We start from the raw sequence: 25,739 nt of genomic DNA on the forward strand, positions 1-25,739 counted from the left end.
GCATTGCAAAATCCAGACACGGTGACTTATGGAATACAAAGATTATTACGACATTCTCGGGGTGGAACGCGGGGCCTCGGAAGCCGAGATCAAAAAAGCCTACCGCAAACTGGCGGGCAAATACCACCCGGACAAACCCACCGGGGACGAAACCAAATTCAAGGAAATCAGCGAAGCCTACGAGGTGCTCGGCGACAAGGAAAAACGCCGCATGTTCGATCAGCTGGGCCCCAACTACCACAACGGCCAGAACTTTACCCCGCCACCGGACTTTGAAGACATGTTTGGCGGTGGTTTCGGTGGCCAGGGCGGCTTTGGCGGTCAGGGCGGTGCCGATTTCAGCGACTTTTTCGAATCGCTGTTCGGTGGCGGCTTCGGCGGCCAGCACGGAGGCCAGCAACAGGGATTTGGCGGCGGTTTCCAACAAAAGGGTGAAGATCAATCGGTCAAGGTGCTGATTTCACTGGAAGAGGCGGCCAAGGGCGTGGAAAAATCGCTGACCCTGCAGGTCCCCACCGCCGGGCTACAGGGACAGGTCACTCAGGAACGCAAACAACTGAAGGTCAAGATTCCGGCCGGGGTCAAACAGGGATCACGCATCCGCCTCAAGGGCAAGGGCGCGCCCGGATTTGGCGGCGGACCCAATGGCGATCTGTATCTGGAAATCGATCTGCAGAGCCACCCGCTTTACAAAGTGGAAGATAAGGATGTGCAGTTGAATCTGCCTTTGACTCCGTGGGAAGCGGCGCTTGGCACCAAAGTGTCGGTCCCGACCCTGCATGGCAGCGTCAGCCTGAACATTCCCGCTAGCACCCAGTCCGGGGCCAAGCTGCGCCTCAAAGGCCGGGGACTGGGCAAGGGCACCAGCGCCGGGCACCAGTATGTGGTGGTGCAGATTCATACCCCGCCGGCCGACACGGACGAGGCCAAAGCCTTTTATGAAAAAATGGCCGACACCCTGCCCTACAATCCTCGCTCCCATTTTTAAGACCTGAAACCCACCAGGCCTGGTAAAAAAGACAGCCGCTGACGACAAACGCCACCCACCAGGCGTCAGTCGGCAAGCACCAGATTGTCACAATGAATCAGAAATTCGCCTTCGCTGTAGCCCAGTCGGCTCAGTATCTGGCTGGAGGGATGGCCGATGATTTTGGCCACTTCGTAATGCGAATAATTGATCAGACCGCGGGCCACTTCGCGGTTTTCCCGGTCCACGCATACCACCAGCTCACCGCGTTCAAAACGGCCCTCAAACGAGGACACGCCTACCGGCAAAAGGCTTCTGCCAGCCTGACGTAACGCTTCGACTGCGCCATCGTCCAGCACCAGCTGACCTTTGGCCTGAAGGTGGCCGGCCAGCCAGCGTTTGCGTGCGGTCATGGGGGCCAGATCGGGAATAAACAGGGTGCCCAGTTGCGCTTCGCCCTGATGCAAACGCGCCAACACCTCGGATTCACGGCCACTGGCAATCAGCGTGGCGGTGCCGGAGCGGGCCGCGCGCTTGGCGGCCATGACCTTGGTGTACATGCCTCCGCGTCCCAGTGCGCCCCCTTCGGGACTGGCCATGTCGGCCAGGTCGGGCTGGCTGACCGGCACATCATACAGCTGTCTTGCCTTGGGATTGATCCGCGGATTGCTGTCATAGAGCCCACTCTGGTCGGTCAGAATCACCAACAGATCAGCCCCGATCAGGTTCGCGGTCAGGGCGGCCAAGGTGTCGTTGTCGCCAAAACGGATTTCATCGGTCACCACCGTGTCGTTTTCGTTGATCACCGGCACCACGCCCTCCTGCAACAGCGTGTGCAAGGTGTCCGAAGCATTGAGGTAGCGTTGACGGTTGGACAGGTCGTCGTGGGTCATCAGAATCTGCGCAGTGTGAATGCCATGACGGGCAAACGCGGATTCATAGGCTTGAATCAGTCCCATCTGACCCACGGCGGCGGCGGCCTGAAGCTTGTTGATTTCGTGCGGTCGTCGCGGCCAGCCCAGACGCTGCACCCCTTCGGCCACCGAGCCGGAAGACACAATCACCAGTTCGATGCCTGCGCGGCGCAGGGCCGCCATCTGATCCACCCAGCCGGTCATGGCTTCGCGGTTCAGACCCTTGCCATCATCGGTGAGCAGGGCGCTGCCGATTTTCACCACCCAGCGCCGGGTCTGAGTCAGTTCACTGCGTTGCATCCGCTCGTTCCTCATGTTCTCGGCGGCGCTCGGCCAGCGTCTGTGCAATGTCTTCCATCAGGGATTGCGTGCCACTGCGGTTGGCCGCCGAAATGCAATAGACAGGTCCCTGCCAACCCAGGGCCTGCACCCATTCATCGACTTTGGCCCGGGCCTCGTCTTCGGGCAGCAGATCCGACTTGTTGAACACCAGCCAACGGGGCTTGTCGGCCAGGGCATCGCTGTACTGATGCAGTTCGTTTTCAATGGTGCGCACCGCCTCCAGCGGGTCGGAGTCATAGATTGGCGCCATGTCCACCACCTGCAACAGCAGGCCAGTGCGCGACAGATGCTTCAAAAACTGCATTCCCAATCCGGCCCCTTCGGAGGCCCCTTCGATCAGTCCCGGAATGTCGGCCATCACAAAACTGGTTTCCGCCGACAGCCGCACCACCCCCAGATTGGGATAAAGCGTGGTAAACGGGTAATCCGCCACCTTGGGACGCGCCGCCGACACCGCCGAAATCAGACTGGACTTGCCCGCATTGGGCAGCCCCAGCAACCCCACATCGGCCAGCACCGCCAGTTCCAGTTGCAGTTGACGCGCATCGCCCGCATCGCCCGGCGTACACTGACGGGGCGTGCGGTTGGTGCTGCTTTTGAAATGCACGTTGCCCAGACCGTGTTTGCCGCCTCGGGCCACCAGCATGGTCTGGCCCTCCTCGACCAGATCACCGATCTGCTCCTGGGTTTCCAGATCGCGTACCATCGTGCCCACCGGCACCGGGATGTACAGATCCTCACCGGCACGGCCGGTCTTTTGCTGACCCATGCCAGCCTGACCATTCTGGGCTTTGAAATCCTTGGTAAAACGGAAATCCACCAGGGTATTCAAATTGCGGTCGGCCTGCAGATAGACACTGCCGCCGTCACCGCCATCGCCCCCATTGGGCCCGCCAAACGGAATGTATTTTTCCCGGCGAAAACTGGCCACGCCATTTCCACCGCGACCGGCCTGAACCCGGATATGTGCTTCGTCAACAAATTGCATCTTCGACCTCTGACGCCAGGGGGCGTCGCTGTCCTGAAACCAAAAAAGCCCCGATTAACGGGGCTTTCACGCGTCTGACACTCTTACATCTGCGTCAAATCAAGCCGATTTGATGCTCACATACGTGCGCATGGGCTTGCCGCGAGTCACAAAGGCCACTTCGCCATCGGACTTGGCAAACAAGGTATCGTCTTTGCCGCGCCCAACGTTGTCGCCTGCGTGAAACTTGGTGCCACGCTGACGCACCAGAATGCTACCGGCGGAAACCTGCTGACCACCGAAGCGCTTCACGCCCAGGCGTTTGGCATTGGAATCGCGACCGTTTTTTGTACTACCTGCAGCTTTTTTATGAGCCATGGTGTTACTCTCCTGTTGATCTAGGCTGCTCCCTTTTGAAGAAGCAGCGCAGATGTTCTGTCTGTTTTTGCCAGTTCGTTCGATTGCTGGCGTCTTGCCTAACCAGGCGCGACGGCTGAGCCGACCGCGCATTCACCTTTCAATCAGGCGGTGATTTTGGAAATTTCAACTTCCGTAAAGTTCTGACGGTGGCCTTGCTTGAGACGTGAACGGTTCTTACGACGACGGAACTTGATGATGGTAACCTTGTCACCACGCCCGTTGCTCTTGACGGTGGCGGCCACTTTGGCGCCTTCCACCACGGGGGCACCGACTTTCACGTCTGCGCCTTCGCCGACCATCATGACCTGGTCGAATTCAACGGTTTCGCCTTCGTTTGCATTCAATGATTCAACACGTAAAACATCGCCTTCTTGCACACGATATTGCTTGCCACCGGTTTTGATAACTGCGTACATACTTGGAAACTCCCGGTCTTTTCAGTTATATAATTTAAGTTTCTTTCTGAGCCTCTGGCACAAACCAGCGGTTTTTTGCTACAGAAACAGCAAAAGCGGGATTATAGCGCCGTCAAAACACCAGGTCAAATTTATTCCCCAAATTTTAGCAAGCAAGCAATTGAAAAGCCACCGATTTCGTCGTCGTCATAAACCAGCAGAGACTGGTGCGGCTCTGCCATTGACCAGGCCTGGTCAAAAACGCACCGGGGTTTTTTGCCTCCGCCCTTTGTTTCTGCCCCGATTCATACTAAACTTAACGTCATTTTCTTGCAGAGCGCGGATTTTATGACGCTTGACGACATTCGAACCCTGATGGTCGACGACCTCAGAGCCACCGATGCGCTGATACTGGAACGACTGGCTTCGGACGTGGTACTGATCAACCAGATTGGCCATTACATCATCCACAGTGGCGGCAAACGGTTACGCCCTTTACTGCTGCTGCTTTCGGCCAAAGCCTGCGGCTATCAGGGCCAGCAGCATCACACTCTGGCGGCGGTGATTGAATTCATCCACACCTCCACTCTGCTGCACGACGATGTGGTGGACGAGTCCAGCGTCCGCCGCGGACGCGACACCGCCAACGAAGTCTGGGGCAATGCCGCCAGTGTGCTGGTCGGGGATTTTCTGTATTCGCGTTCGTTTGAAATGATGGTCGAACCCGGCGACATGCGGGTGATGGAAATTCTGTCGGAAGCCACCAATGTGATCGCCGAAGGCGAAGTGCTGCAACTGCTCAACTGCCATAATCCCGATGTGACCATGGCCACGTACATGGACGTGATCCACCGCAAAACCGCCAAACTGTTTGAAGCCGCCACCCGTCTGGGCGCGGTGCTGGGACAGCAACCGCAATGGGAAAGCCCGCTGGCCGATTACGGCCGCCATGTCGGAGCCGCCTTTCAGTTGATTGATGACGCGCTGGATTACACGGCTGACGCCGAAACCCTGGGCAAAAGCCTGGGCGACGATCTGGCCGAAGGCAAGCCGACGCTGCCGCTGATCTATCTGATGGAAAATGGTTCGCCGGAAGATGTGGCGCTGGTACGTAAGGCGATTGAACAAGGTGGTCTGGATCAGTTGACACAGATCACGCAGCGCATCCAGCAATCCGGCGCGCTGGAACACACCCGTCGAGAAGCGGAAAAACAGGCCGCGCTGGCTCAGGCGGCGCTCAAGGATCTGCCGGATAGCCCGGTCACACAAGCCCTGCACAGCCTCGCCGATCTGGCCGTCCAGCGCACCCACTGAACGCAGCAGCGTTAACGGGTCAGACGAGCGGCCGGAATTTTGTGCTTGCTGCCTTTGAAATGCTTGTGCAGCGTCTGCTGCAATTCCTCTTCCTTGCGATCTTCTTCGTCGCGGGCAATCGCCTCTTCCAGCTCCTTACGTTCCTGCTCGACAAATTTCTTGTAAAGCTCAAGGTTGTGGATTTTGGTTTTCTCCCAATCAATGCGACGCATCAACCAGTTAATGAAATAACGGATCACGTGGCATTCGTCGTAGCTGGCATACAAAACTTCCGGCTTGGGTCGATAGCCGTGCAGACGTTCCACCAATATCAACTGCAACTGCGAGTCCGGCCGGATGCGGAGAAAGCCCTGCCGACGGTCGTCCAGACTGATGCTGTAATACAGGCGCACCACTTTGTTGATGCTGAACATCGCCTTGGTCAGGATCGTGGATTCGGGCTTGCCATTGAGCCCGACCGTAAAGATAAAAATATTCTGACTCATGATGGCGCGCACAAACTGCTCCAGCCGATCAAACGGCACTGGCTGCCCCTGCTGTGCCTTGACTTCTACCTCACTGCGCAGCGCTTCGGCACGCGTCTCCATTTTCTTGAAGAAATAACGCAGGCTGGGAGTGACTTCCGTTTTATCCATAAATAGCTACCTCTATTCAAACATAACGGCGAAGCCACCGAAATATTAAGCACAAGCCGGCCTTTTTGCATGCATTCTTATGCAGATAGTCGTTTCTTCTGCACGCCAACCATCCCCAGAAAGAAAAAAACCTGCTAAAAAACAGGTTCTTGAGAGGCTTTCTACATTATTCGTTTTTGTAACCGTTAAAAGGGTACGTCATCGTCGTCAAAATCATTGGGCGAATAGGCCGGAGCCTGTTGCGCCGGTGCGCCCTGCGCGGGCTGGTTGAAGTCCGGCTGACTCTGAGCAGGCCGTTGTGGCTGAGCAGGCTGTGATGGCGCTGGTTGCCCCTGGCCGGGCTGGAAACCGCCCTGAGCGCCCATGCCTGCGGCCGCCCCGGCGTTCATACCAGGGTTTGGCGCGCCGCCGCCTTGCTGCCAAGCGGTGTCCTGTTGCCCCTGACGGTTGCCACCACCCAGCATTTGCATCACACCATTAAATGGGTCCAGCACAATTTCGGTGCTGTAGCGGTCCATACCCGTATTCTGATCCTGCCATTTTCGGGTCTGCAGCTTGCCTTCCAGATACACCTGCGAACCCTTGGTCAGATACTGGCCAGCGATTTCGGCCAGTTTGCCGAAAATCACCACCCGGTGCCATTCGGTCTTTTCCTGACGTTCGCCGGAGTTGCGATCATTCCATTGCTCACTGGTGGCCACGCTCAGGTTGGCAATCGGATTGCCATTGGCGCTGTATTTCACTTCTGGGTCGCGCCCCAGGGTTCCGACGATGATTGCTTTGTTGACACCACGCACGTTCTTTACTCCTTCGGTTCCATTGACAACGGGCTTGCACCCGGTTTTTGACCAGGCCTGGTCAGGCCCGTAGCCCTTTTTCCAGATAATCGATCAATCCGACTTCATCAATTTGCTTGCGGTCGATTTTGAAATACACTCGTTGGTCGTCCTGACTCACCACGGCTTCGTAGACGCCCTCATAAGAAAGCAACGTCTGGGTCAATTGCGCCTGCTCCGTTTCGGTCAGAGTCTGATCAAAATGCACGGAAGCGATGCTCAAGGGCTTGGGCTCGGCCATGGTCAAGGCCACCACGCCCCAAAGAGATCCCGCCAGGGCCGTAAACACAAACACGCCTTCGATGCCGTAGACGTCATAGCTTAAGCCCCCCAGCACGCCACCGATGGCCGCACCGAGAAACTGGCTGCTGGAATAGACGCCGCTGGCGGTGCCTTTTTTATCGGCTGGCGACAGCTTAACCACCAACGAAGGCAGGGTGGCTTCCAAAAGATTAAAAGCGGTAAAAAACACCAACAATAACACAAACAGTGACCAAAAACCGTCCGCCAGAAAAATAAACGCCAACTGCATCAGCACCAGCGTCCAGACCGCGCCCACAAACATGGATTTCATCCGCCCCTTGGATTCGGCCTGAATCACAAACGGCACCATCAGCACAAACGAGAGCAACATCACCGGCAGATACAACTCCCAGTGATGCATCGAGCCCAGCCCGGCTTCGTCCCGGATCAACAGTGGCACCACCACAAACATGGCGGTCAGAATCGCGTGCAACACAAACACACCCAGATCCAGGCGCAGCAATTCCGGGTGCTTGAGCACGTCCCGGAACTGGGCCGGATCGGCCTGGGTTTCACGCTGATAAGCGGGCTGGGTGATGGGCGGCACACTGTAGATCACCAGCGCAATGGCGGCCAGCCCCAGCAGCGCCGTGATCCAGAAAATGCCCCGCACGCCGAACCACTCACTGAGCAGAGGCCCGGCCACCAACGAAAGAGTAAACGACAGACCGATGGTAATGCCCACCACCGACATGGCCCGCAGGCGAAAGCGCTCTGAGACCAGATCGGCCACCGACGCCATCAACACCGCTGCGACCGCGCCCATGCCCTGAACCGCACGGCCCACGATCATCCATTCAATGGTCTCAGCCATCGCACAGATCACTGACCCCAGCATGAACACCAGCAAACCGATCACAATCAGAGGCTTGCGCCCAAACCGGTCGGAAAGCATGCCATAAGGAATCTGCAACGCCGCCTGGGTCAGGCCGTAAATGCCCATCGCAATCCCGATCATCAGCCCGGTGGCCTCGGCAAAGGCGTCTTCGGCAAACAGAGCAAACACCGGAAAGATCATGAACAACCCGAGCATGCGGGTGGAAAAAATGCCGGCAATCGACAGGGTGGCACGCTTTTCCAGCGCCGACATTTGTCGCGGAGCTTCGGGCACGGGTTGGGTCATACAGGTTTCCTGACGTTTGTGATTTTGGAAAATGCGTTATTATAACATCATTGCACGACCTGTCGCGGCGACAGGCCGGAAGCGCTTCCCAAAACTCAAATCAGGAGAAACCGGCATGCCAATGAAACGGATCGCTCGAACAGGTGTGGTTCTGAGCCTGTTATCGACCAGCTTGCTGTGGACCGTGTGGGCGGGTGCCAGCTCGGCCCAGCATGAACCCCATCGTGTCCACTTTGAAGCCAGTGTCACCGAAACCGTGATGCCTGACACCTTTGTTGTGACCCTGCGTGCCAACGAAGAAGGCAAGGACCCCACTCAAGTCAGCCGGGAAATCAACCGCCGGATGCAACGCGCGCTCAATCAGCTGCAGTCGTTTGATGCCATTCGTGTTCAGACCGAACGCTATCGGGTCAACCCGATCTACGACCGCCATCAATCCATCAGTCACTGGCGCGGCCAGCAAACCCTGCGCCTGACCACCAGCGACCCGGAACAACTGGGCAAGCTGTTGCCAAAACTGGAAGACAGCCTGCAATACCAGCATCAGACCTATCAGCTGTCTCCCGCCTTGCGACAGAAAACTCAGGCGCAATTACTGGCCAAGGCCACCGAACATTACCAGCAGAAAGCCAAAACGCTGGCCAAACTTCTGGGACAGGGGGCTTACCGGCTGATTGAAACCCACATTGCCCCGATACAGGATCCGTCGCCCCGTCCCATGCTTTCACGCACGACCAGCCAGAGCAGCGCCCCGGACAGCGCGCCCCCTGCCATCCAGGCTGACAAGGTGACACTGACCCAGACCCTTCGGGGCGTGCTGGCCTTGCAAGAGTAAGCCTCTGTCAGCGTTTTTTGACCAGCAGGTTTGTTATAATCGATGCTTTGATTCACTGCAGGTCACCCATGCTCGAAAACATCATTGTCCGTGGCGCACGAACACACAACCTGAAAAACATTGACGTCACGCTGCCCCGGGACAAGCTGATTGTCATGACCGGACTTTCCGGCTCCGGCAAGTCCTCGCTGGCGTTTGACACCATCTACGCCGAAGGGCAGCGCCGCTACGTTGAATCCTTATCGGCTTACGCCCGCCAATTCCTGTCGGTCATGGAAAAGCCCGACATCGATCACATTGAAGGGCTGTCGCCGGCGATTTCGATCGAGCAAAAATCGACCTCCCACAATCCGCGCTCGACCGTGGGCACGGTCACTGAAATCTACGATTACCTGCGCCTGCTCTATGCCCGGGCCGGCACCCCGCGCTGCCCCACACATGACTGTGATCTGGAAGCCCAGACCGTCAGCCAGATGGTTGACCACACTCTGACGCTGCCGGAAGGCAGCAAGTGCCTGCTGATCGCCCCGGTGGTTCGCGGCAAAAAAGGCAGCCACCAGAACCTGCTGGACGAGCTGCAGGCGCAAGGCTTTATCCGGGCCCGCATTGACGGCAAGCTGCAGGAACTGGGCGGCGGGATCGAGCTGGACAAAAACCGGGAGCACACCATCGATGTGGTGATTGACCGCTTCAAAATCCGTCCGGATTTGAAACAGCGTCTGGCCGAATCCTTTGAAACCGCCCTGCACCTGGCCGATGGATTGGCGCAGGTGGTGCCCATGTCGGACGAAGACGATTTTGAGCTGTTGTTTTCGGACCGTTTTTCCTGCCCGCATTGCGGCTACGCCGTCACCGAACTGGAGCCGCGCATTTTCTCCTTCAACAATCCGCGCGGAGCCTGTCCCACCTGTGACGGTCTGGGGATGAAACAGACGTTTGACCCCGAACGGGTGGTGATTCACCCGGAATTGAGCCTGGCCGGCGGCGCGATTCGCGGCTGGGATCGACGCCACAAATACTATTACGACCTGCTCAAAGCCGTGGCCGATTTTTATGAGTTTGACATGGAAACGCCCTGGGAATCACTGTCCCAGAAACAACAGGACCTGATTCTGTGGGGATCGGGGCGTAAAAAACTGCCGCTGCCCCATGGCCGCTACAGCGCCACCCGTCGCTTTGAAGGGGTGATCCCCAATATGGAACGGCGTTACCTGGAAACCGAAAGCAAAGCGGTTCGCGACGAGTTGGAACGCTATCGGGTCTCCCATATTTGCCAGGCCTGCCATGGCACGCGCCTGAACGAAGCCGCGCGCCATGTGTTCGTGGCGGAGCGCACCCTGCCTTCGCTGACCGAACTGCCGGTGGGCGAGCTGCACGACTTTTTTGAAACACTGGCGCTCGAAGGCAGCAAAGGCCAGATCGCGGAAAAAATCATCAAGGAAATCCACGAGCGCCTGTCGTTTCTGGTGAATGTCGGACTCAATTACCTGAATCTGAATCGCAGTGCCGACACCCTGTCCGGCGGCGAAGCCCAGCGCATCCGCCTGGCCAGTCAGATCGGCGCGGGCCTGGTGGGCGTCATGTACGTGCTGGACGAGCCTTCCATCGGCCTGCACCAACGCGACAACGACCGCTTGCTCAACACCCTGACCCGCCTGCGCGATCTGGGCAACACGGTGATCGTGGTCGAGCACGACGAGGATGCGATCCGTGCCGCCGATTATGTGCTGGACATCGGCCCCGGGGCCGGCCTGCATGGCGGCCAGATCATGGCCAGCGGCACGCCGGACGACATCATGCAGACCCCGGCCTCTCTGACCGGACAGTATCTTAGCGGGAAACGCCGCATTGCGATTCCTTCGGAACGCCTGGCACCGAAGGACGCATTCCTGGTGATCGAAGGTGCCTCGGGCAATAATCTGCAGGATGTCACACTCGAGTTGCCTGCCGGGCTTCTGACCTGCATCACCGGCGTGTCCGGCTCGGGCAAATCCACTCTGATCAACGAAACCCTTTACAAAATCACGGCCAATGCCCTGAACCGGGCGCAGTTACAGCCTGCCCCCTACCGAAAGGTGAAGGGACTGGAACATTTCGACAAGGTGGTCAACATCGACCAAAGCCCGATCGGGCGCACTCCCCGCTCCAACCCGGCGACCTACACCGGACTTTTTACCCCGATCCGTGAATTGCTGGCCGCCACCCCGGAGGCCCGAACCCGAGGCTATACGCCGGGGCGTTTCAGCTTTAACGTCAAAGGCGGCCGCTGTGAGGCCTGTCAGGGCGACGGCGTGCTCAAAGTCGAAATGCACTTTCTGCCGGACGTGTTTGTGACCTGCGACGTCTGCCACGGGGCGCGATACAATCGCGAGACCCTGCAGGTTCAGTACAAAGGCCACAATATCCGCGATATTCTGGAAATGACGGTGGAGGATGCGCGGGCCTTCTTTGACGCCATTCCGATGCTGGCACGCAAGCTGCAAACCCTGATGGACGTCGGGCTGGGTTACATCAAACTGGGCCAGAGCGCCACCACCCTGTCAGGGGGGGAAGCCCAGCGAGTGAAGCTGGCCCGAGAGCTGTCCAAGCGCGACACCGGAAGCACCCTCTATATTCTGGATGAACCCACCACCGGCCTGCATTTTCATGACATCGACCTGTTGCTGAAAGTGATCCGCCACCTGCGTGACCAGGGCAATACGGTGGTGGTGATCGAACACAATCTGGACGTGATCAAAACCGCAGACTGGCTGATCGACCTGGGGCCGGAAGGGGGTTCGGGCGGGGGGCACATCATCGCCACCGGGACACCGGAAAACGTGGCGCAAACGTCCGCATCCCACACCGGTAACTACCTCAAAACCCTGCTGGAAAAGCAAAAATGACCAGGCCTGGTCAAAAACAGACTTTGCGTCGCTGTGACTGGCGATTTCTGATTCTGGCCGGGCTTTTGTTTTCAGGACTGACAGGCACGGTTGTGGCCCAGACCGACCCCTTACTGCACTGGCAGGACAAAACTTATATCGAACGGTCGTTTTACAAAATTGCGCTCAACAATGAATATGAGAGCGGCCAACAGCCACTGCGACGCTGGGAAGAGCCCATTCGCTATCACCTTCTGTTTGAAGACCTGCCGAACAATGCGATGGTGCAGACACTGGTCAAAACCCATTTTGACCATCTGGCCGCGATCACGGGCGTGACGATCCGCCCGGTGGAAACCCAGCGCCAGGCCAACTTTCTGGTGGTGCTGACCCGGGACCGCCACTATCAGAAATCGATCCAAACCCATACCCGAGCACGAGAGCCGGGGTTGCATACCGACAGCCACTGCATGGCCAGCATTCAGGTCAGAGGAGATGGGCGCTTGAGTCAGGCACAGGTCGTGATCCCACTGGACCATGCCATGCAAAGAGGGGTACTGCCAGCCTGCGTGGTCGAAGAAACGACCCAGGCCATGGGACTGCCCAATGACGCCGACGATGTGACCCCAAGCATTGCCAACGATGCCAGTCGGCTGGACCTGCTCACGGGACTGGACTATGTGTTTTTGAAACTGCTGTATCATCCGCAATTGCAGGCCGGGATGAGCCAGGCCGCATTGCAGCAACGCCTCCCGGCCATTCTTGACGAATTCGAACAGCAAGGCCTGATTGAGAACGCGGCGCAGGCCGTGAACCGCAAAGGACTGTACCGTCTGCTTTATTGACCTTCGGTCAACGACTGAACGACGTAGCCCGCCAGCATCAGCCCAAAAATACCAGGCATATAGCTGGCCGTGCCATTGACCACACGCCCTCTGGCCCCTTCAATCGTTTCCATCGGCCCTGGCGGCTTGGGGACTTCTTCCGAAAACACCACTGGAACCCCTTTTTTGATCCCGCGTTTGCGCAAACGCTGCCGGATCTGACGGGCCAGACCACAGGAATGGGTCTGAAAAAGATCGGCAATCCGTATCGCACCGGGATCAACCCGACGGCCTGCCCCCATACTGGAAGCAATCGCAACCGGATGCCTCACCGCTGCTTCAATCAAAGCCACCTTGCAGTTGAGACTATCAATGGCGTCCACCACGTAATTGGGGGAGACCTCATTCAGCAAATCGCTCATGGCATCGGCTTCCAGAAAACGGGATTGCGTGACCACCTCACAGTCAGGATTGATGGCCTGAATCCGCTCGGCCATAACCTCGGTTTTCGGTCGTCCCAGGGTATTGGTCAAAGCCACCAACTGACGATTGAGGTTGGACGCGGACACCCGATCATGGTCAATCAATGTGATTCGACCCACGCCCGCCCGTGCAATGGCTTCGGCGGCGAAACCACCGACACCACCGACCCCGGCGATCAGCACATGAGAATCTCTCAATGTTTCCAATGCTTCGGGGGAAAACACCAGCGCACTGCGTTCGAACAACCCTTTCACGGTTTCATTCATAATGATTTGCCTGTTTGAATATTTCACAACTGTTGCGCCAGACCTGCGCTTCAACCGATTCTCTGGAACGGGACAATGCACGGGAAACCGTTTCCAGCAATTCTGTCAGCTGAGACAGCTGTTGCCGGCAGGCCGGGTCTGCCTCATTTGGCTGTGCGTCCGTTTCCAGCACTATGTGATCGACGCCAACGGCTTTCACCGTATCATGGTATCGACGCGCATTCTGGTTGAGGAAAATGGGACCTACCCCAATCAGAAACCCTTCATCAACAAACTGTTTGGCCATTTCCGGGCCACCAGAAAAGCCGTGCATGACGCCACGAACCGAGGTGTACGCTTCGGATTTGAAAAGGCGCAGCATTTCATTCCAGGCCTTGAAACAATGCAGAGAAACAGGCAGATCAAACTGGACCGCCAGTTTTAACTGGGCTTCAAACCACGCCTGTTGCACGCCGAGGTCGGTCTTGTCCGCACGGGCCTTATCCAGTCCTATTTCACCCAGCGCTGTAATTTTTTGTTTCTCAACGAGCTGAGACAGCTTTTGCATGGCATCGTCAAGAGTGTCATTGGACTGATCGATAAACCAGGGGTGAATGCCAATCGCTGATCGGATTCCAGGGAATCCCTTGGCCATTGCCAATGTCTGAGCGCTGTCTGCCAACGTGGTGCTGACGGCCAAAAAACAATCGATTTCAGAATCTGACGTAGGTGTCTGAGCTGGGTGCGTGTTCGAGTCGAAGCACCAGGTGAGGTGGGCGTGGGTATCAAATAACACAGGATAAAAATGAAAAAGCCAGCTTGCGCTGGCTTTGAATTATGCTTCTTCCTGACTGTCGTCGTCAGCGATCGGACGATCCACCAACTCAACAAAAGCCATTGGCGCATTGTCGCCAGGTCGGAAGCCGCATTTCAGAATGCGAACATACCCACCCGGACGCGACTCATAGCGCGGACCCAATTCAGAAAAAAGTTTGCCCACGGCAGCCTTGTCGCGCAAGCGAGAAAAGGCCAGACGTCGGTTATGCACCGAGTCTTCTTTTGCCAGGGTAATCAGTGGTTCCGCAACACCACGAAGTTCCTTGGCCTTGGCGACCGTTGTCTTGATCATCTCATGTTCAAACAGAGATGCCGACATGTTTCGGAACATCGCTTTACGATGGGAACTGTTTCGGTTTAATTTACGACCACTTTTACGATGACGCATGGTTTATCCTTTAATTACGCTGTCTCTCTGCTCACCAGGCTGGAAGGCGGCCAATTTTCAAGCTTGGTGCCCAGTCCGAGCCCGCGTTGAGCCAACACATCCTTGATTTCCTGCAGAGATTTTTTACCGAGATTCGGTGTCTTCAACAGGCTTGATTCGGCTCGTTGAACCAGATCTCCGATGTAATAGATCTGCTCGGCTTTCAAACAGTTGGCGGAACGAACGGTCAATTCCAGATCATCAACAGGTTGCAGGAAGATCGGATCAAATTCACTCTCTTCCTCTTCATGAACCACAATTTCCTTGTGCTTCAAATCCACAAACGCAACCAATTGATAATGCAGAACCGTCGCTGCCTGCTTGATGGCTTCCTCCGGTCCCAGTGTGCCGTCGGTCACAACATTCAGAATCAACTTATCCAAATCTGTTCGCTGTTCGACACGGGCACTTTGCACTTCATAGCTTACGGTTTTCACCGGGCTGTAACTGGCGTCCAGTTTCAGCACACCAATGCTTGAGGAATCGTTGTCGATATCCTGAACCGCTGCTTGATAGCCAATGCCTTTCTGAACTTTCAATGTCATGTTCAGCTCGGCTTCGTCGCTCAAATGCGCGATGACCAGATCCGGGTTCATGATTTCGGTGTCATGGTTAAGCTGAATGTCTGCAGCGGTGACAACAGCCGGTCCTTTTTTGGACAGGCTGAGCTCCGCGGAATCAGATTCATTGAGCTTGATCGCCACCTCTTTGAGGTTCAGCATGATCTCCATGACATCTTCACGAACCCCTTCAATGCTTGAGTATTCGTGCAAGACACCATCAATCTGGGCTTCAACAATGGCCGCACCTGGCATGGAAGACAAAAGAATTCTTCTTAATGCATTCCCCAGAGTGTGACCGAATCCACGCTCCAATGGTTCAAGCGTTACACGGCTATGAAACTCACTGACTGTTTTAATGTCTACTAAACGTGGCGTTAGTAGCTGCTCTAACATCTCTTGCATTAGAAGTTTTCTCCGTGTCAAAGGGGTTTTACTTAGAGTAAAGCTCTACAATCAGGTGTTCAGCAATATCCGCTGAAAGATCAGAACGATCTGGCACCGATTTGAAAACACCTTCGAACTTGGAGGGATCAACTTCTACCCAGTTTACCTGACCACCTTGAGAAGCCAATTCCATTGCAGCCGCGATACGGTTCTGATTGCGTGACTTTTCACGAATGCTGATCACGTCGCCGGCATTAACTTCGTATGAAGGAATGTTGACCGACTGACCGTTAATCATCACCGACTTGTGTGAAACCAATTGTCTGGCTTCCGCTCTGGTGGAAGCAAACCCCATGCGATAAACAACGTTATCAAGGCGGCTTTCCAGCAATTGCAACAGAATCACACCGGTTGAGCCTTTACGACGATCGGCTTCTTTGTAGTAAGAACGGAATTTCTTTTCCATCACACCATACATGCGACGGACTTTCTGCTTCTCACGAAGCTGAAGTCCGTACTCAGTGACACGCTTACGGCCTGCACCATGCTGACCGGGCAACTGATCGATCTTACACTTTGATTCGATGCTGCGAACACCGCTTTTCAAGAAAAGATCTGTGCCCTCACGACGTGACAGTTTACATTTTGGACCAATATATCTAGCCATCTTTTACCTCTGAATTTATACGCGACGTTTTTTTGGCGGACGGCAGCCGTTGTGAGGAATGGGGGTCACATCCGCAATGGATGTGATTTTAAAGCCCACACTATTCAAGCCACGAACAGCCGAATCACGGCCTGGGCCGGGGCCTTTCACCATCACATCCATGTTTTTAACGCCATAATCGGTCGCCATCTGCCCAGCACGTTCCGCCGCTACCTGAGCTGCAAACGGGGTGCTTTTTCGTGAACCACGAAAACCGCTGCCGCCAGAAGTAGCCCAACACAATGCATTACCCTGACGATCTGTGATCGTGATAATGGTGTTGTTAAAGGTTGCGTGAACATGGGCAACGGCGTCAGTTACGACCTGTTTCGTCTTCTTTTTAACTCGTGAATTTGCTTTTGCCATATGTCATCTCTAAATTTGTGCTTATCGCTTGATCGGTTTCTTAGGACCCTTGCGAGTACGCGCATTGTTCTTGGTGCGCTGACCTCTCAAAGGTAAGCTACGACGATGGCGGATACCGCGATAGCAGCCCATGTCCATCAGACGTTTAATGTTCATGGTCACTTCTCGGCGCAAGTCGCCTTCAATTCTGTAACTCGTGACTTCTGAACGAATGGCTTCGAGTTGTTCTTCTGTCAGTTCTCGAACTTTGGTAGTGGGTTCAATTTTGACGGCCTCACAGATTTTCTGCGAAGTTGTCTGCCCGACACCGTAGATCGATCTCAATCCAATAACGATGTGTTTGTTTACTGGAATGTTTACGCCGGCAATACGTGCCATGTTGCGCTCCTTAACTATCCATCTACCGAAAAACGAGCGATTATACTCATTTCAGGAATTAATTACCAGTAGTAACTTAAATTTGCATGAAATTTATGTTACCGCCCTTTCAAATTTGCTTTTTTCATCATGCTTTCGTATTGACCCGATTGCAAATGGGCCTGGATATTGGTCATAAAATCCATTACCACGATCACAATAATCAACAACGATGTTCCGCCAAAGTAAAACGGAACGTTCCAATAAAGGATCAAAAATTCCGGCAGCAGACAAACAAGCGTAATGTAAATCGCACCGGCCAACGTCAGTCGGCTCATAATCGTATCGATCTTACGCGCCGTTTGCGGCCCCGGTCTAACGCCTGGCATAAACGCACCAGACTTACGCAGATTATCCGCTGTTTCATGGGGATTGAAGACAATCGCCGTATAAAAGAAACAGAAAAAGATAATCGCCATTGCATAAAAGGCAATGTAAAGTGGCTGACCGGGGGACATGGTTGTTGCGATGTCCTTGAGCCAACCCATGTTCTCTGCCGTACCGAACCATCCGCCCAGCGTGGCCGGGAACAGAATGATACTGGAAGCAAAGATGGGGGGAATCACACCCGCCATATTGAGTTTCAAAGGCAGGTGACCTTCCTGACCACCGTACATTTTACGGCCACGCATTCTTTGGGCATAGTGAATCGGAATCCGACGTTGGCCACGCTCGACAAAGACAACAAAAGCGATGACGGCAAACACCAGCGCCAATAGCACAAACGCCGTAATCGCATGCAGTGCCCCCGTACTCACTTGTTCAAACGTGCCACCCAATGCGGCGGGCAAACCGGCAACAATCCCTGCAAAAATGATCAGAGAAATGCCATTACCAATGCCACGCTCGGTAATCTGCTCACCCAGCCACATCAAAAAGATGGTGCCACTGACCAGTGTGGTGACCGCAATCACCTTGAACAAAAAGCCTGGGCTGACCACCACAGACATACCGTTCACGTTCTGCGATTCCAGAGCGATGGAAACCCCAATCGCCTGAAACGTCGCCAGAACAACGGTGCCGTAACGTGTGTACTGAGTGATTTTGCGCCGTCCGGACTCACCTTCTTTCTTTAGCTGCTCAAGCTTGGGTGATACCACCGTCAGCAACTGCATGATGATGGCTGCTGAAATGTAGGGCATGATCCCAAGTGCCAGTATCGACAAACGTTCAAGCGCCCCACCGGAAAACATGTTGAACATGTCAAGGATCGTTCCTTGCTGCTGTTCGAACATGGCGGCCAGCGCAACCGGGTCAATCAAAGGAACCGGAATATGCGTCCCCAGTCGATAGACGATCAGAGCGCCGAGTACAAAAAAGATTTTATGACTTAGGCCGCTGCCAGCGGCGGTGTCCGGAGCCTGACTCATAATTACGCTTCTACTGATCCACCAGCGGCTTCAATCGCAGCTTTTGCCCCAGCAGTGGCTTTCAAACCTGCTACTTTGACCGCTTTATTGATCTCGCCGCTGTTAATGATTTTGACGGTTTTGATATTGTGGTTCACAACATTTGCCGCCTTGAGAGCTGTCAGATCAACCACATCCGCTTCGACTTTGGACAAAGTGTCCAGACGAATTTCTGTGGTTGTCAACGCCATTTTGGACGTAAAACCAACTTTGGGCAAACGACGCTGCAAAGGCATCTGGCCACCTTCAAAACCAACCTGCGGCTTACCACCACTACGTGATTTCTGACCTTTGTGACCACGCCCGGCCATTTTTCCATTGCCCGAACCTTGACCACGACCTTTACGTTTCGCGTCTTTTTTTTCACCTTCGGCCGGTGAGAGAGTATTTAAAAACATTATTACGCTTCCTCAACTTTCAGCAAATAGGAAACTTTATTGATCATGCCGCGATTTTCCGGCGTGTCAACAACGGTTACCGAGTGATTCATTTTTCGTAACCCCAGACCTGAAACACAAGCCTTATGCGAAGGAAGGCGACCAATTATGCTTTTGACCAGAGTTACTTTCACTGATTTTTTTTCCGACATATTATTCACCTAAAATTTCTTCAACCGACTTGCCGCGTTTGGCAGCAATCGACTCTGGGCTTCGCATTCCGGTCAGAGCATTGACTGTGGAACGAACCACGTTGACCGGGCGGGTTGTGCCGACACATTTCGCCAGAACATCTTTTACGCCAGCCGCTTCAAGCACCGCACGCATCGCACCACCGGCGATGATTCCGGTACCATCTGATGCTGGCAGCAACACGATGTTCGCCGCCCCTTGTTTAAAGTTGATCGGATACTGCAGCGTGCCATTGTTGAGGTGCACCGGCTTCATATTGATGCGGGCTTTTTCCATGGACTTTTTGATTGCCACGGGCACTTCATTGGCTTTGCCGCTGCCATAACCGACTTTGCCTTCGCCATCCCCAACGACTGACAGGGCAGAAAAGCCAAAGACTCGGCCACCTTTGACAACCTTTGCGACACGACGAACAGAGACCAGTTTTTCTACCAGCCCTTCTTGACCATCCTGTAATTCTCTTGAAGACATTGTGATCCCTTCTTCTTAAAACTTAAGACCGTTTTCCCGTGCGGCATCTGCCAGCTCGAGAACGCGACCGTGATATTTGAAGCCAGAGCGATCAAAGGCAACTTTTTCAACGCCTGCAGCCTTGGCTTTTTCCGCAATGGTTTTACCCACGACTTTTGCCGCATCTTTGTTGCCGGTCGCGGCCACTTGTTTCTTGATGTCAGCCTGTACGGTAGAGCAGGAAGCCAGGATTTTCGAACCGTCCTGATCAATCAACTGCGCATAGATATGCTTGGGAGTGCGATGCACACAAAGACGCACCGCTCCTTGGCTGGCCAACTTTGCCCGAAGCTTTTTCGCTCTACGCAGTCGGGTTGTTTTCTTTTCCATCATCTGTCCCAACCTTTATTTCTTCTTAGCTTCTTTTCGCAGGATGTACTCGTCCACATATTTGATGCCTTTGCCTTTATAAGGTTCAGGCGGACGGTAACTGCGAATTTCGGAAGCAACCTGACCGACGGCTTGTTTGTCGGCACCCTTTACAACAATTTCGGTATTGCTGGGTGTCTCGACGGTAATGCCAGCCGGCAATTGATGCGCCACCGGGTGTGAAAACCCTAGCGTCAGATTCAGAACACTGCCCTGTGCCTGTGCGCGATAACCCACACCAACCAGCTGCAGTTTCTTTTCAAATCCTTCAGTGACACCTAGCACCATATTATTGATGTTTGCACGGGCAGTACCGGCTTGAGCCCAGGCTTTTTTGCTGTCATCGTTTGGATAAACACTGATGACGCCTGAGTCTTCCTTGACCGTGACAATCTTGTTGAACAGATTCGTCAGGTTGCCCTTGCTGCCTTTGACGGAAATCGAATTTCCATCAATAGACACTTCCACACCCGAAGGAATGGTGATAGGAGATTTAGCGATTCTAGACATACGATTCTCCTATGCGACGTAACACATGATTTCACCGCCAATACCAGCTTGACGTGCTTCACGGTCGGACATAATTCCCTTGGATGTGGACACTACGGCCACACCAAGCCCACCGATCACTTTCGGCAATTCATTTTTGTTTTTGTAAACACGCAAACCAGGACGACTCACACGCTTCAACATTTCAATCACCGGTTTGCCTTCAAAATACTTCAGGTCAACCGTCAATTGTGCGAGGCCGTTATCATCACTGATATCGTAGGCATTTACGTAACCTTCATTAGCCAATACTTGCGCCACTGCCTTTTTCACTTTGGAAGATGGCATCGATACTTTCGCGTGTCCAGCAAGCTGGCCATTGCGAATACGGGTTAGCATATCAGCTATTGGATCAGACATACTCATAAATATTTATCCTTACCAACTTGCTTTTCTTAGTCCAGGAACGTCACCTTCCATTGCGAGTTTTCGCAACATGTTACGTGACAAACCAAATTTTCTGTAAACGCCATGCGGACGACCTGTCAGACGGCAGCGGTTTCGCTGACGAACAGGGGATGCATTACGTGGCAGCTTTGCAAGCTTGTCCATCGCATCCATTCTTTCCTCATAACTCAAAGACATATCTACCGATGCCTTCTTGAGCTCCGCACGCTTCGTGGCATATTGCTCCACCATTTTGGCGCGTTTCTTTTCTCTTTCTATCATTGATCGTTTTGCCATAAGAAACCTCTACTGTTTTTTGAATGGGAAATTAAAGGCTTCCAAAAGCGCAAGGGCTTCATCATTGTTTTCCGCCGTTGTGGCAAAACTGATGTCCATGCCACGGATCTTATCGACCTGCTCAAACTCAATTTCCGGAAAAATGATTTGCTCTTTAACACCCAAATTGTAGTTGCCACGTCCATCGAATGCGGTGCGCTTCACGCCCTGAAAATCCCGAACACGCGGCAAGGCTATATTGATCAATCTGTCCAGGAATTCGTACATTTTTGCGCCACGCAAGGTCACCTTGCAGCCCAATGGATACCCATCACGGACTTTAAAGCTGGCAACCGATTTGCGAGCAATGGTTTTTAGAGGTTTTTGACCTGTGATGGTTTCCATATCGGAAATCGCGTTTTCAAGCACTTTCTTATCACCGATCGCCTCACCGACACCCATGTTAACGGTAATTTTTGTCAACTTGGGTGCTTGCATGACAGATTTGTAGCCAAATTTTTCAACCAGGCTGGGAACAATCTGCTCTTGATATAATTTTTGTAGTCGTGCCATATTTCAACCTGCTTATTGGTCTACCGCGTTGCCATTGGATTTGAAGAAACGAACTTTGTTCCCTTCTTCAGACCGAAAGCCCACGCGATCCGCTTTTTTGGTTTCTGGATTGTACAAAGCGACATTTGAAGCATGAATCGGCATTTCTTTTGAAACAATGCCACCTTGCTCCCCTGTCATAGGGTTCGGCTTTACATGCTTTTTCGCCAGATTGATACCATCCACTAGTAATTTATCGTCCTGCATGACTTGAGAAACCGCACCACGCTTTCCCTTGTCTTTCCCAGCAATCACGATAACCTCATCACCTTTTCTTAGACGATTCATTATTCGTTCCTTATATAACTTCTGGGGCCAGTGAAACAATCTTCATAAACTTATCGTTTCGCAACTCACGGGTCACTGGTCCAAAAATACGTGTTCCAATTGGCTCATCTTTCGTATTAAGTATCACCGCAGCATTGCCATCAAACTTAATCTTTGAACCATCCGGCCGTCTGACACCTTGCGCGGTTCTGACGACGACGGCATTGTACACATCGCCCTTTTTCACTTTTCCGCGCGGCGCAGCTTCTTTGACCGCCACCTTGATGACATCACCAACACCGGCATACCGGCGCTTGGACCCGCCGAGCACTTTGATGCACTGGACTTTTCTAGCACCACTGTTATCGGCGACATCCAGAACTGTTTGCATTTGAATCATGATGGAACTCCATCCAAATTAAATAACACGAAAACCGCCAAAACAGCCAGTCCCAAATTTGGCTTAGCTGTTAAGGCGGTAATTATTTCGACTATTATATCAGCAATTACTTGCGATGCAAGTAATTACAACTTAGCCTTTTCATCAACAGAAACGAGCGTCCAGGATTTGTTCTTGGAAATTGGCGCGCATTCTGAAATCGTTACCTGGTCACCAACACCGCAAGTGTTATCGGCATCATGTGCCATGATTTTGGTCGACTTTCTAACGAATTTTTTATACTTCGGGTGCTTGATGAATCGATCGGTCTTGACGACGATTGATTGCTGCATGCCATTGCTGACAACCACACCTTGAAGTGTACGAGGTTTCTTTTCTGTAGCAGCCATCCTACTTACTCACTTTCTCACGAATGATGGTTTTAACACGTGCAACATTGCGACGTACCTTTTTTAACTCTGCTGTATTGGAGAGTTGGCCGGTTGCATGCTGCATTCTCAGGTTGAATTGTTCTTTTGCCAGCTCATTCAACTGACCGCGTAACGCTTCAACGGACTTTTCTCTTAACTCAGACGTCATTTACATCACCGTTCTAGTTACGAATTGTGTTTTAAAAGGCAGTTTGGCAGCGGCCAAATCAAAGGCTTCACGTGCGACCTTCTCATCAACGCCCTGCATTTCATACAAGACGCGACCAGGCTGAACCTGAGCGACCCAGTATTCAACACTCCCTTTCCCTTTACCCATACGGACTTCCAACGGTTTGTTGGTAATAGGCTTATCCGGAAAAACGCGAATCCAAATTTTGGCGCCACGCTTTACCTTACGGGTCATAACGCGTCGAGCGGCTTCAATCTGACGCGAAGTCATACGTCCACGCTCCATAGCCTTGAGGCCGTATTCGCCAAAACTGATTTTGTTTCCAACATTGGCCAGACCGCGGTTACGTCCTTTTTGCACCTTTCTGAATTTGGTTCTTTTAGGCATCAACATAACTAAATATTCCTTTTATTTACGGCCCTTCTTACCTTTGCCTTTATTGTCAGAATCGACCATGGAGATTTTTTCAAGTTTCTCACCATTGAAGATCCAGACCTTTACCCCAATGATCCCATAGGTCGTATGGGCTTCAAATGCAGCGTAATCGATGTCTGCACGCAGGGTATGCAAAGGCACACGGCCTTCTCGATACCATTCGGCCCGGGCGATTTCAGCACCGTTCAGACGCCCTGAGACATGCACTTTGATGCCCTGAGCGCCCAAACGCATGGCGTTGCCCACAGCGCGTTTCATTGCACGACGGAATTGAATCCGTTTTTCCAGCTGCTGGGCAATGCCCTCTGCAACCAGGCGACTGTCAAGCTCAGGCTTTTTGATTTCTTCAATATTAATATTGACTGGCAGACCCGTCTTGGCGACCAGAAGTTGCTTCAACTTTTCGATGTCTTCACCTTTTTTGCCGATGACGACACCCGGTCTTGCCGTGTGGATGCTGATGCGAATCCCGTTCGCAACGCGCTCAATATTAATCTTGGAAACAGAGGCATGCTTGAGCTTTTTTCTCAACATGTCACGAATTTCGACATCACTGACCAGAAAATCTGAATAGGTCTTGCTGTCTGCATACCAACGGGCATTCCAATCTTTGGTAATGCCCAGTCGGATGCCAACGGGTTGAACTTTTTGTCCCATGCTTAAATCTCCTTACTTTTCGCCAACGGCAACTGTAATATGACTGATTCGCTTAAGAATGCGATTTCCACGTCCTTTCGCACGTGCCCGCATGCGCTTCATAATCGGCCCTTCGTTGACGTAAGCCTGGGTCACTTTCAACTCGTCAATATCCGCCCCTTCATTGTTCTCAGCATTTGCAATCGCAGAGTTGAGAACTTTTCCAATCAAGTCGGCAGCCTTTTTATCACTGAATGTCAACATATTGACCGCAGTTTCGACATCTTTCCCACGGATCATATCAGCCACCAATCTCGCTTTTTGAGGAGAAATTCGGGCAAAACGATGTGTTGCGCTAACTTGCATGACCTTTCTCCTTATTTCGATTTTTTGTCGGCAGCATGACCGCGGTAAGTACGGGTCATTGAAAATTCACCCAGCTTATGTCCGACCATGTTCTCGGAGATATAAACAGGAATGTGCTCTTTCCCATTATGAACCGCGATGGTCAAGCCAATCATGTCCGGCAGGATCATGGAACGACGAGACCAGGTCTTAATGGGACGTTTATTACCAGATTCTTGTGCCTCAATCACCTTTTTCGCAAGGTGATGATCTACAAAAGGTCCTTTTTTAACTGAACGTGGCATGGTGTCCTTCCTTATTTGTTTCGACGGCGTACGATCATATTCTCCGTACGCTTGTTACTACGGGTCTTCTTGCCTTTGGTTGGTACACCCCATGGCGTCACAGGGTTTCGGCCACCAGAAGTACGACCTTCACCACCACCATGTGGGTGGTCCACCGGGTTCATGGCAACACCACGAACCGTTGGACGAACACCCTTCCATCGTTTGGCACCGGCCTTGCCCAGTTTTTTCAGTGAGTGTTCTGAATTGCCCACTTCACCAATCGTAGCCCGACAATCTGCCAGAATTTTGCGCATCTCACCGGATCGCATTTTAATCAGAATGTAAGAACCATCCCGACCGGCAATCTGAGCAGATGCCCCTGCTGAGCGGGCAATCTGTGCACCTTTACCTGGGCGCATCTCCACAGCGTGGATGATTGCACCCACTGGAATGTTGCGCAAAGGCAGAGCATTACCGGCACGAATCGGCACATGCAGACCGGAAACCAGTTCATCGCCCACCTTGACGTTGCGTGGCGCCAGAATATAACGACGCTCACCGTCTGCATATTTCAGCAAGGCAATGTGCGCTGTACGGTTCGGATCGTATTCAAGGCGCTCAACCACGGCTGAAACACCGTCCTTGTTACGCTTGAAATCAACCTTACGATAATGCTGTTTGTGACCACCACCTTTGTGACGCACAGTAATACGGCCGCTTGAGTTGCGTCCGCCTTTTTTGGATTTCTTTTCAAGAAGTGGAGCATGAGGCTTACCTTTATGGAGGTCAGGCTCAACCACACTTACCACAAAACGACGTCCTGGTGAAGTTGGTTTGGATTTTTTAATAATCGCCATCGTT

At 53.2% G+C, this 25,739-nt stretch carries 37 protein-coding genes; 5 read left to right on the forward strand and 32 right to left on the reverse strand.

Translation table 11 applies throughout. From position 1 onward, the window contains the following. The first annotated feature begins 28 nt into the window (after positions 1–28). Positions 29–988 carry a DnaJ C-terminal domain-containing protein gene (locus tag A377_RS0103560; protein ID WP_019894782.1) on the forward strand — a complete coding sequence of 320 codons (960 nt, stop codon included), beginning with the start codon at positions 29–31 and terminating at the stop codon, positions 986–988. Between the two features lie 65 nt (positions 989–1,053). Here A377_RS0103560 and proB read toward each other — a convergent pair whose 3' ends face one another. From proB to rplU, 4 genes are all read right to left on the reverse strand, one after another. Then, complete coding sequence (gene proB, locus A377_RS0103565) at positions 1,054–2,181, reverse strand: glutamate 5-kinase (RefSeq protein WP_019894783.1); 1,128 nt, start codon at positions 2,179–2,181, stop codon at positions 1,054–1,056. Beyond that, on the reverse strand, positions 2,168–3,211 hold the full coding sequence (gene cgtA / locus A377_RS0103570) for an Obg family GTPase CgtA (RefSeq protein WP_019894784.1): 1,044 nt from the start codon (positions 3,209–3,211) through the stop codon (positions 2,168–2,170). The genes proB and cgtA overlap by 14 nt, the downstream gene beginning before the upstream one ends. 99 nt (positions 3,212–3,310) lie before the next feature. Next, positions 3,311–3,568 (reverse strand): 50S ribosomal protein L27, encoded by a 258-nt coding sequence (rpmA, locus tag A377_RS0103575; protein WP_019894785.1) that lies wholly within the window; start codon positions 3,566–3,568, stop codon positions 3,311–3,313. A gap of 143 nt (positions 3,569–3,711) precedes the next feature. Then, positions 3,712–4,026 carry a 50S ribosomal protein L21 gene (gene rplU / locus A377_RS0103580; RefSeq protein ID WP_019894786.1) on the reverse strand — a complete coding sequence of 105 codons (315 nt, stop codon included), beginning with the start codon at positions 4,024–4,026 and terminating at the stop codon, positions 3,712–3,714. Between the two features lie 327 nt (positions 4,027–4,353). Between rplU and ispB the strand changes: the two genes are divergently transcribed. Further along, the gene (gene ispB, locus A377_RS0103590) at positions 4,354–5,319 is read left to right on the forward strand and encodes an octaprenyl diphosphate synthase (protein ID WP_019894788.1); all 966 of its coding nucleotides are present in this window, start codon (positions 4,354–4,356) and stop codon (positions 5,317–5,319) included. Positions 5,320–5,330: 11 nt separating this feature from the next. On the opposite strand, the gene A377_RS0103595 is transcribed toward ispB, so the two are convergent. The 3 genes from A377_RS0103595 to A377_RS0103605 form a co-directional block, all read right to left on the reverse strand. Then, positions 5,331–5,954, reverse strand: a complete 624-nt coding sequence (locus tag A377_RS0103595; RefSeq protein WP_019894789.1) for a hypothetical protein — start codon at positions 5,952–5,954, stop codon at positions 5,331–5,333. Positions 5,955–6,139: 185 nt separating this feature from the next. After that, positions 6,140–6,751 carry a single-stranded DNA-binding protein gene (ssb, locus tag A377_RS0103600; protein WP_019894790.1) on the reverse strand — a complete coding sequence of 204 codons (612 nt, stop codon included), beginning with the start codon at positions 6,749–6,751 and terminating at the stop codon, positions 6,140–6,142. A gap of 61 nt (positions 6,752–6,812) precedes the next feature. Beyond that, positions 6,813–8,216, reverse strand: a complete 1,404-nt coding sequence (locus A377_RS0103605; protein WP_019894791.1) for an MFS transporter — start codon at positions 8,214–8,216, stop codon at positions 6,813–6,815. 115 nt (positions 8,217–8,331) lie between these two features. Between A377_RS0103605 and A377_RS0103610 the strand changes: the two genes are divergently transcribed. The 3 genes from A377_RS0103610 (at position 8,332) to A377_RS11800 (ending at position 12,760) form a co-directional block, all read left to right on the forward strand. Further along, positions 8,332–9,051: an SIMPL domain-containing protein gene (locus A377_RS0103610; RefSeq protein WP_157760726.1), complete on the forward strand. Its 720-nt coding sequence runs from the start codon at positions 8,332–8,334 to the stop codon at positions 9,049–9,051. A gap of 68 nt (positions 9,052–9,119) precedes the next feature. Continuing rightward, a complete protein-coding gene (uvrA, locus tag A377_RS0103615) occupies positions 9,120–11,936 on the forward strand; it encodes an excinuclease ABC subunit UvrA (protein ID WP_019894793.1) in 2,817 nt (938 codons plus the stop codon). Beyond that, a complete protein-coding gene (locus A377_RS11800) occupies positions 11,933–12,760 on the forward strand; it encodes a DUF2927 domain-containing protein (protein WP_019894794.1) in 828 nt (275 codons plus the stop codon). The genes uvrA and A377_RS11800 overlap by 4 nt, the downstream gene beginning before the upstream one ends. Here A377_RS11800 and A377_RS0103625 read toward each other — a convergent pair. The 25 genes from A377_RS0103625 to rplB form a co-directional block, all read right to left on the reverse strand. Next, complete coding sequence (locus A377_RS0103625; protein ID WP_019894795.1) at positions 12,754–13,488, reverse strand: tRNA threonylcarbamoyladenosine dehydratase; 735 nt, start codon at positions 13,486–13,488, stop codon at positions 12,754–12,756. The genes A377_RS11800 and A377_RS0103625 overlap by 7 nt on opposite strands. Then, on the reverse strand, positions 13,481–14,263 hold the full coding sequence (locus tag A377_RS0103630) for a TatD family hydrolase (RefSeq protein WP_083919093.1): 783 nt from the start codon (positions 14,261–14,263) through the stop codon (positions 13,481–13,483). The genes A377_RS0103625 and A377_RS0103630 overlap by 8 nt, the downstream gene beginning before the upstream one ends. Before the next feature lie 39 nt (positions 14,264–14,302). Then, positions 14,303–14,692, reverse strand: a complete 390-nt coding sequence (rplQ, locus tag A377_RS0103635; protein WP_028485235.1) for a 50S ribosomal protein L17 — start codon at positions 14,690–14,692, stop codon at positions 14,303–14,305. A gap of 14 nt (positions 14,693–14,706) precedes the next feature. Continuing rightward, on the reverse strand, positions 14,707–15,696 hold the full coding sequence (locus tag A377_RS0103640) for a DNA-directed RNA polymerase subunit alpha (protein ID WP_028485236.1): 990 nt from the start codon (positions 15,694–15,696) through the stop codon (positions 14,707–14,709). A 28-nt stretch (positions 15,697–15,724) separates the two neighbouring features. After that, positions 15,725–16,345, reverse strand: coding sequence for a 30S ribosomal protein S4 (rpsD, locus tag A377_RS0103645; RefSeq protein WP_019894799.1), 621 nt, complete (start codon positions 16,343–16,345; stop codon positions 15,725–15,727). A gap of 15 nt (positions 16,346–16,360) precedes the next feature. Then, a complete protein-coding gene (gene rpsK, locus A377_RS0103650; protein ID WP_019894800.1) occupies positions 16,361–16,750 on the reverse strand; it encodes a 30S ribosomal protein S11 in 390 nt (129 codons plus the stop codon). Positions 16,751–16,771: 21 nt separating this feature from the next. Next, positions 16,772–17,128, reverse strand: a complete 357-nt coding sequence (gene rpsM / locus A377_RS0103655; RefSeq protein ID WP_019894801.1) for a 30S ribosomal protein S13 — start codon at positions 17,126–17,128, stop codon at positions 16,772–16,774. Between the two features lie 98 nt (positions 17,129–17,226). Continuing rightward, positions 17,227–18,537, reverse strand: a complete 1,311-nt coding sequence (secY, locus tag A377_RS0103660) for a preprotein translocase subunit SecY (RefSeq protein WP_019894802.1) — start codon at positions 18,535–18,537, stop codon at positions 17,227–17,229. A 2-nt stretch (positions 18,538–18,539) separates the two neighbouring features. Then, positions 18,540–18,974, reverse strand: coding sequence for a 50S ribosomal protein L15 (gene rplO / locus A377_RS0103665; RefSeq protein ID WP_019894803.1), 435 nt, complete (start codon positions 18,972–18,974; stop codon positions 18,540–18,542). Between the two features lie 2 nt (positions 18,975–18,976). Next, the gene (gene rpmD, locus A377_RS11805; RefSeq protein ID WP_033422828.1) at positions 18,977–19,165 is read right to left on the reverse strand and encodes a 50S ribosomal protein L30; all 189 of its coding nucleotides are present in this window, start codon (positions 19,163–19,165) and stop codon (positions 18,977–18,979) included. A 1-nt stretch (position 19,166) separates the two neighbouring features. Continuing rightward, positions 19,167–19,676 carry a 30S ribosomal protein S5 gene (gene rpsE / locus A377_RS0103670; RefSeq protein ID WP_019894804.1) on the reverse strand — a complete coding sequence of 170 codons (510 nt, stop codon included), beginning with the start codon at positions 19,674–19,676 and terminating at the stop codon, positions 19,167–19,169. A gap of 15 nt (positions 19,677–19,691) precedes the next feature. Beyond that, positions 19,692–20,045, reverse strand: coding sequence for a 50S ribosomal protein L18 (gene rplR, locus A377_RS0103675; RefSeq protein ID WP_028485237.1), 354 nt, complete (start codon positions 20,043–20,045; stop codon positions 19,692–19,694). A gap of 15 nt (positions 20,046–20,060) precedes the next feature. Then, positions 20,061–20,594 (reverse strand): 50S ribosomal protein L6, encoded by a 534-nt coding sequence (rplF, locus tag A377_RS0103680; protein ID WP_028485238.1) that lies wholly within the window; start codon positions 20,592–20,594, stop codon positions 20,061–20,063. A gap of 9 nt (positions 20,595–20,603) precedes the next feature. Further along, positions 20,604–20,999: a 30S ribosomal protein S8 gene (rpsH, locus tag A377_RS0103685; protein ID WP_028485239.1), complete on the reverse strand. Its 396-nt coding sequence runs from the start codon at positions 20,997–20,999 to the stop codon at positions 20,604–20,606. Positions 21,000–21,011: 12 nt separating this feature from the next. Next, positions 21,012–21,317 (reverse strand): 30S ribosomal protein S14, encoded by a 306-nt coding sequence (gene rpsN, locus A377_RS0103690; RefSeq protein WP_028485240.1) that lies wholly within the window; start codon positions 21,315–21,317, stop codon positions 21,012–21,014. A 9-nt stretch (positions 21,318–21,326) separates the two neighbouring features. After that, positions 21,327–21,869, reverse strand: a complete 543-nt coding sequence (rplE, locus tag A377_RS0103695; RefSeq protein WP_019894809.1) for a 50S ribosomal protein L5 — start codon at positions 21,867–21,869, stop codon at positions 21,327–21,329. Between the two features lie 12 nt (positions 21,870–21,881). Beyond that, positions 21,882–22,196 carry a 50S ribosomal protein L24 gene (rplX, locus tag A377_RS0103700; protein ID WP_019894810.1) on the reverse strand — a complete coding sequence of 105 codons (315 nt, stop codon included), beginning with the start codon at positions 22,194–22,196 and terminating at the stop codon, positions 21,882–21,884. A 10-nt stretch (positions 22,197–22,206) separates the two neighbouring features. Beyond that, positions 22,207–22,575 (reverse strand): 50S ribosomal protein L14, encoded by a 369-nt coding sequence (gene rplN, locus A377_RS0103705; protein ID WP_019894811.1) that lies wholly within the window; start codon positions 22,573–22,575, stop codon positions 22,207–22,209. Between the two features lie 125 nt (positions 22,576–22,700). Next, entirely contained in the window at positions 22,701–22,964 is a 264-nt protein-coding gene (gene rpsQ, locus A377_RS0103710; RefSeq protein ID WP_019894812.1) for a 30S ribosomal protein S17, read from the reverse strand. A 1-nt stretch (position 22,965) separates the two neighbouring features. Then, positions 22,966–23,154, reverse strand: coding sequence for a 50S ribosomal protein L29 (rpmC, locus tag A377_RS0103715; protein ID WP_019894813.1), 189 nt, complete (start codon positions 23,152–23,154; stop codon positions 22,966–22,968). Further along, positions 23,155–23,568 carry a 50S ribosomal protein L16 gene (rplP, locus tag A377_RS0103720; protein ID WP_019894814.1) on the reverse strand — a complete coding sequence of 138 codons (414 nt, stop codon included), beginning with the start codon at positions 23,566–23,568 and terminating at the stop codon, positions 23,155–23,157. 15 nt (positions 23,569–23,583) lie between these two features. Beyond that, positions 23,584–24,267: a 30S ribosomal protein S3 gene (gene rpsC, locus A377_RS0103725; protein ID WP_019894815.1), complete on the reverse strand. Its 684-nt coding sequence runs from the start codon at positions 24,265–24,267 to the stop codon at positions 23,584–23,586. 12 nt (positions 24,268–24,279) lie between these two features. Beyond that, positions 24,280–24,612, reverse strand: a complete 333-nt coding sequence (gene rplV / locus A377_RS0103730) for a 50S ribosomal protein L22 (protein WP_019894816.1) — start codon at positions 24,610–24,612, stop codon at positions 24,280–24,282. Between the two features lie 11 nt (positions 24,613–24,623). Further along, positions 24,624–24,896, reverse strand: coding sequence for a 30S ribosomal protein S19 (rpsS, locus tag A377_RS0103735; protein ID WP_019894817.1), 273 nt, complete (start codon positions 24,894–24,896; stop codon positions 24,624–24,626). A gap of 11 nt (positions 24,897–24,907) precedes the next feature. Next, positions 24,908–25,735, reverse strand: a complete 828-nt coding sequence (rplB, locus tag A377_RS0103740; protein WP_028485241.1) for a 50S ribosomal protein L2 — start codon at positions 25,733–25,735, stop codon at positions 24,908–24,910. Positions 25,736–25,739: the final 4 nt, after the last annotated feature.

The sequence above is a fragment of the Hydrogenovibrio halophilus DSM 15072 genome (assembly GCF_000384235.1).
GTDB classification, from domain to species: Bacteria; Pseudomonadota; Gammaproteobacteria; order Thiomicrospirales; family Thiomicrospiraceae; genus Hydrogenovibrio; species Hydrogenovibrio halophilus.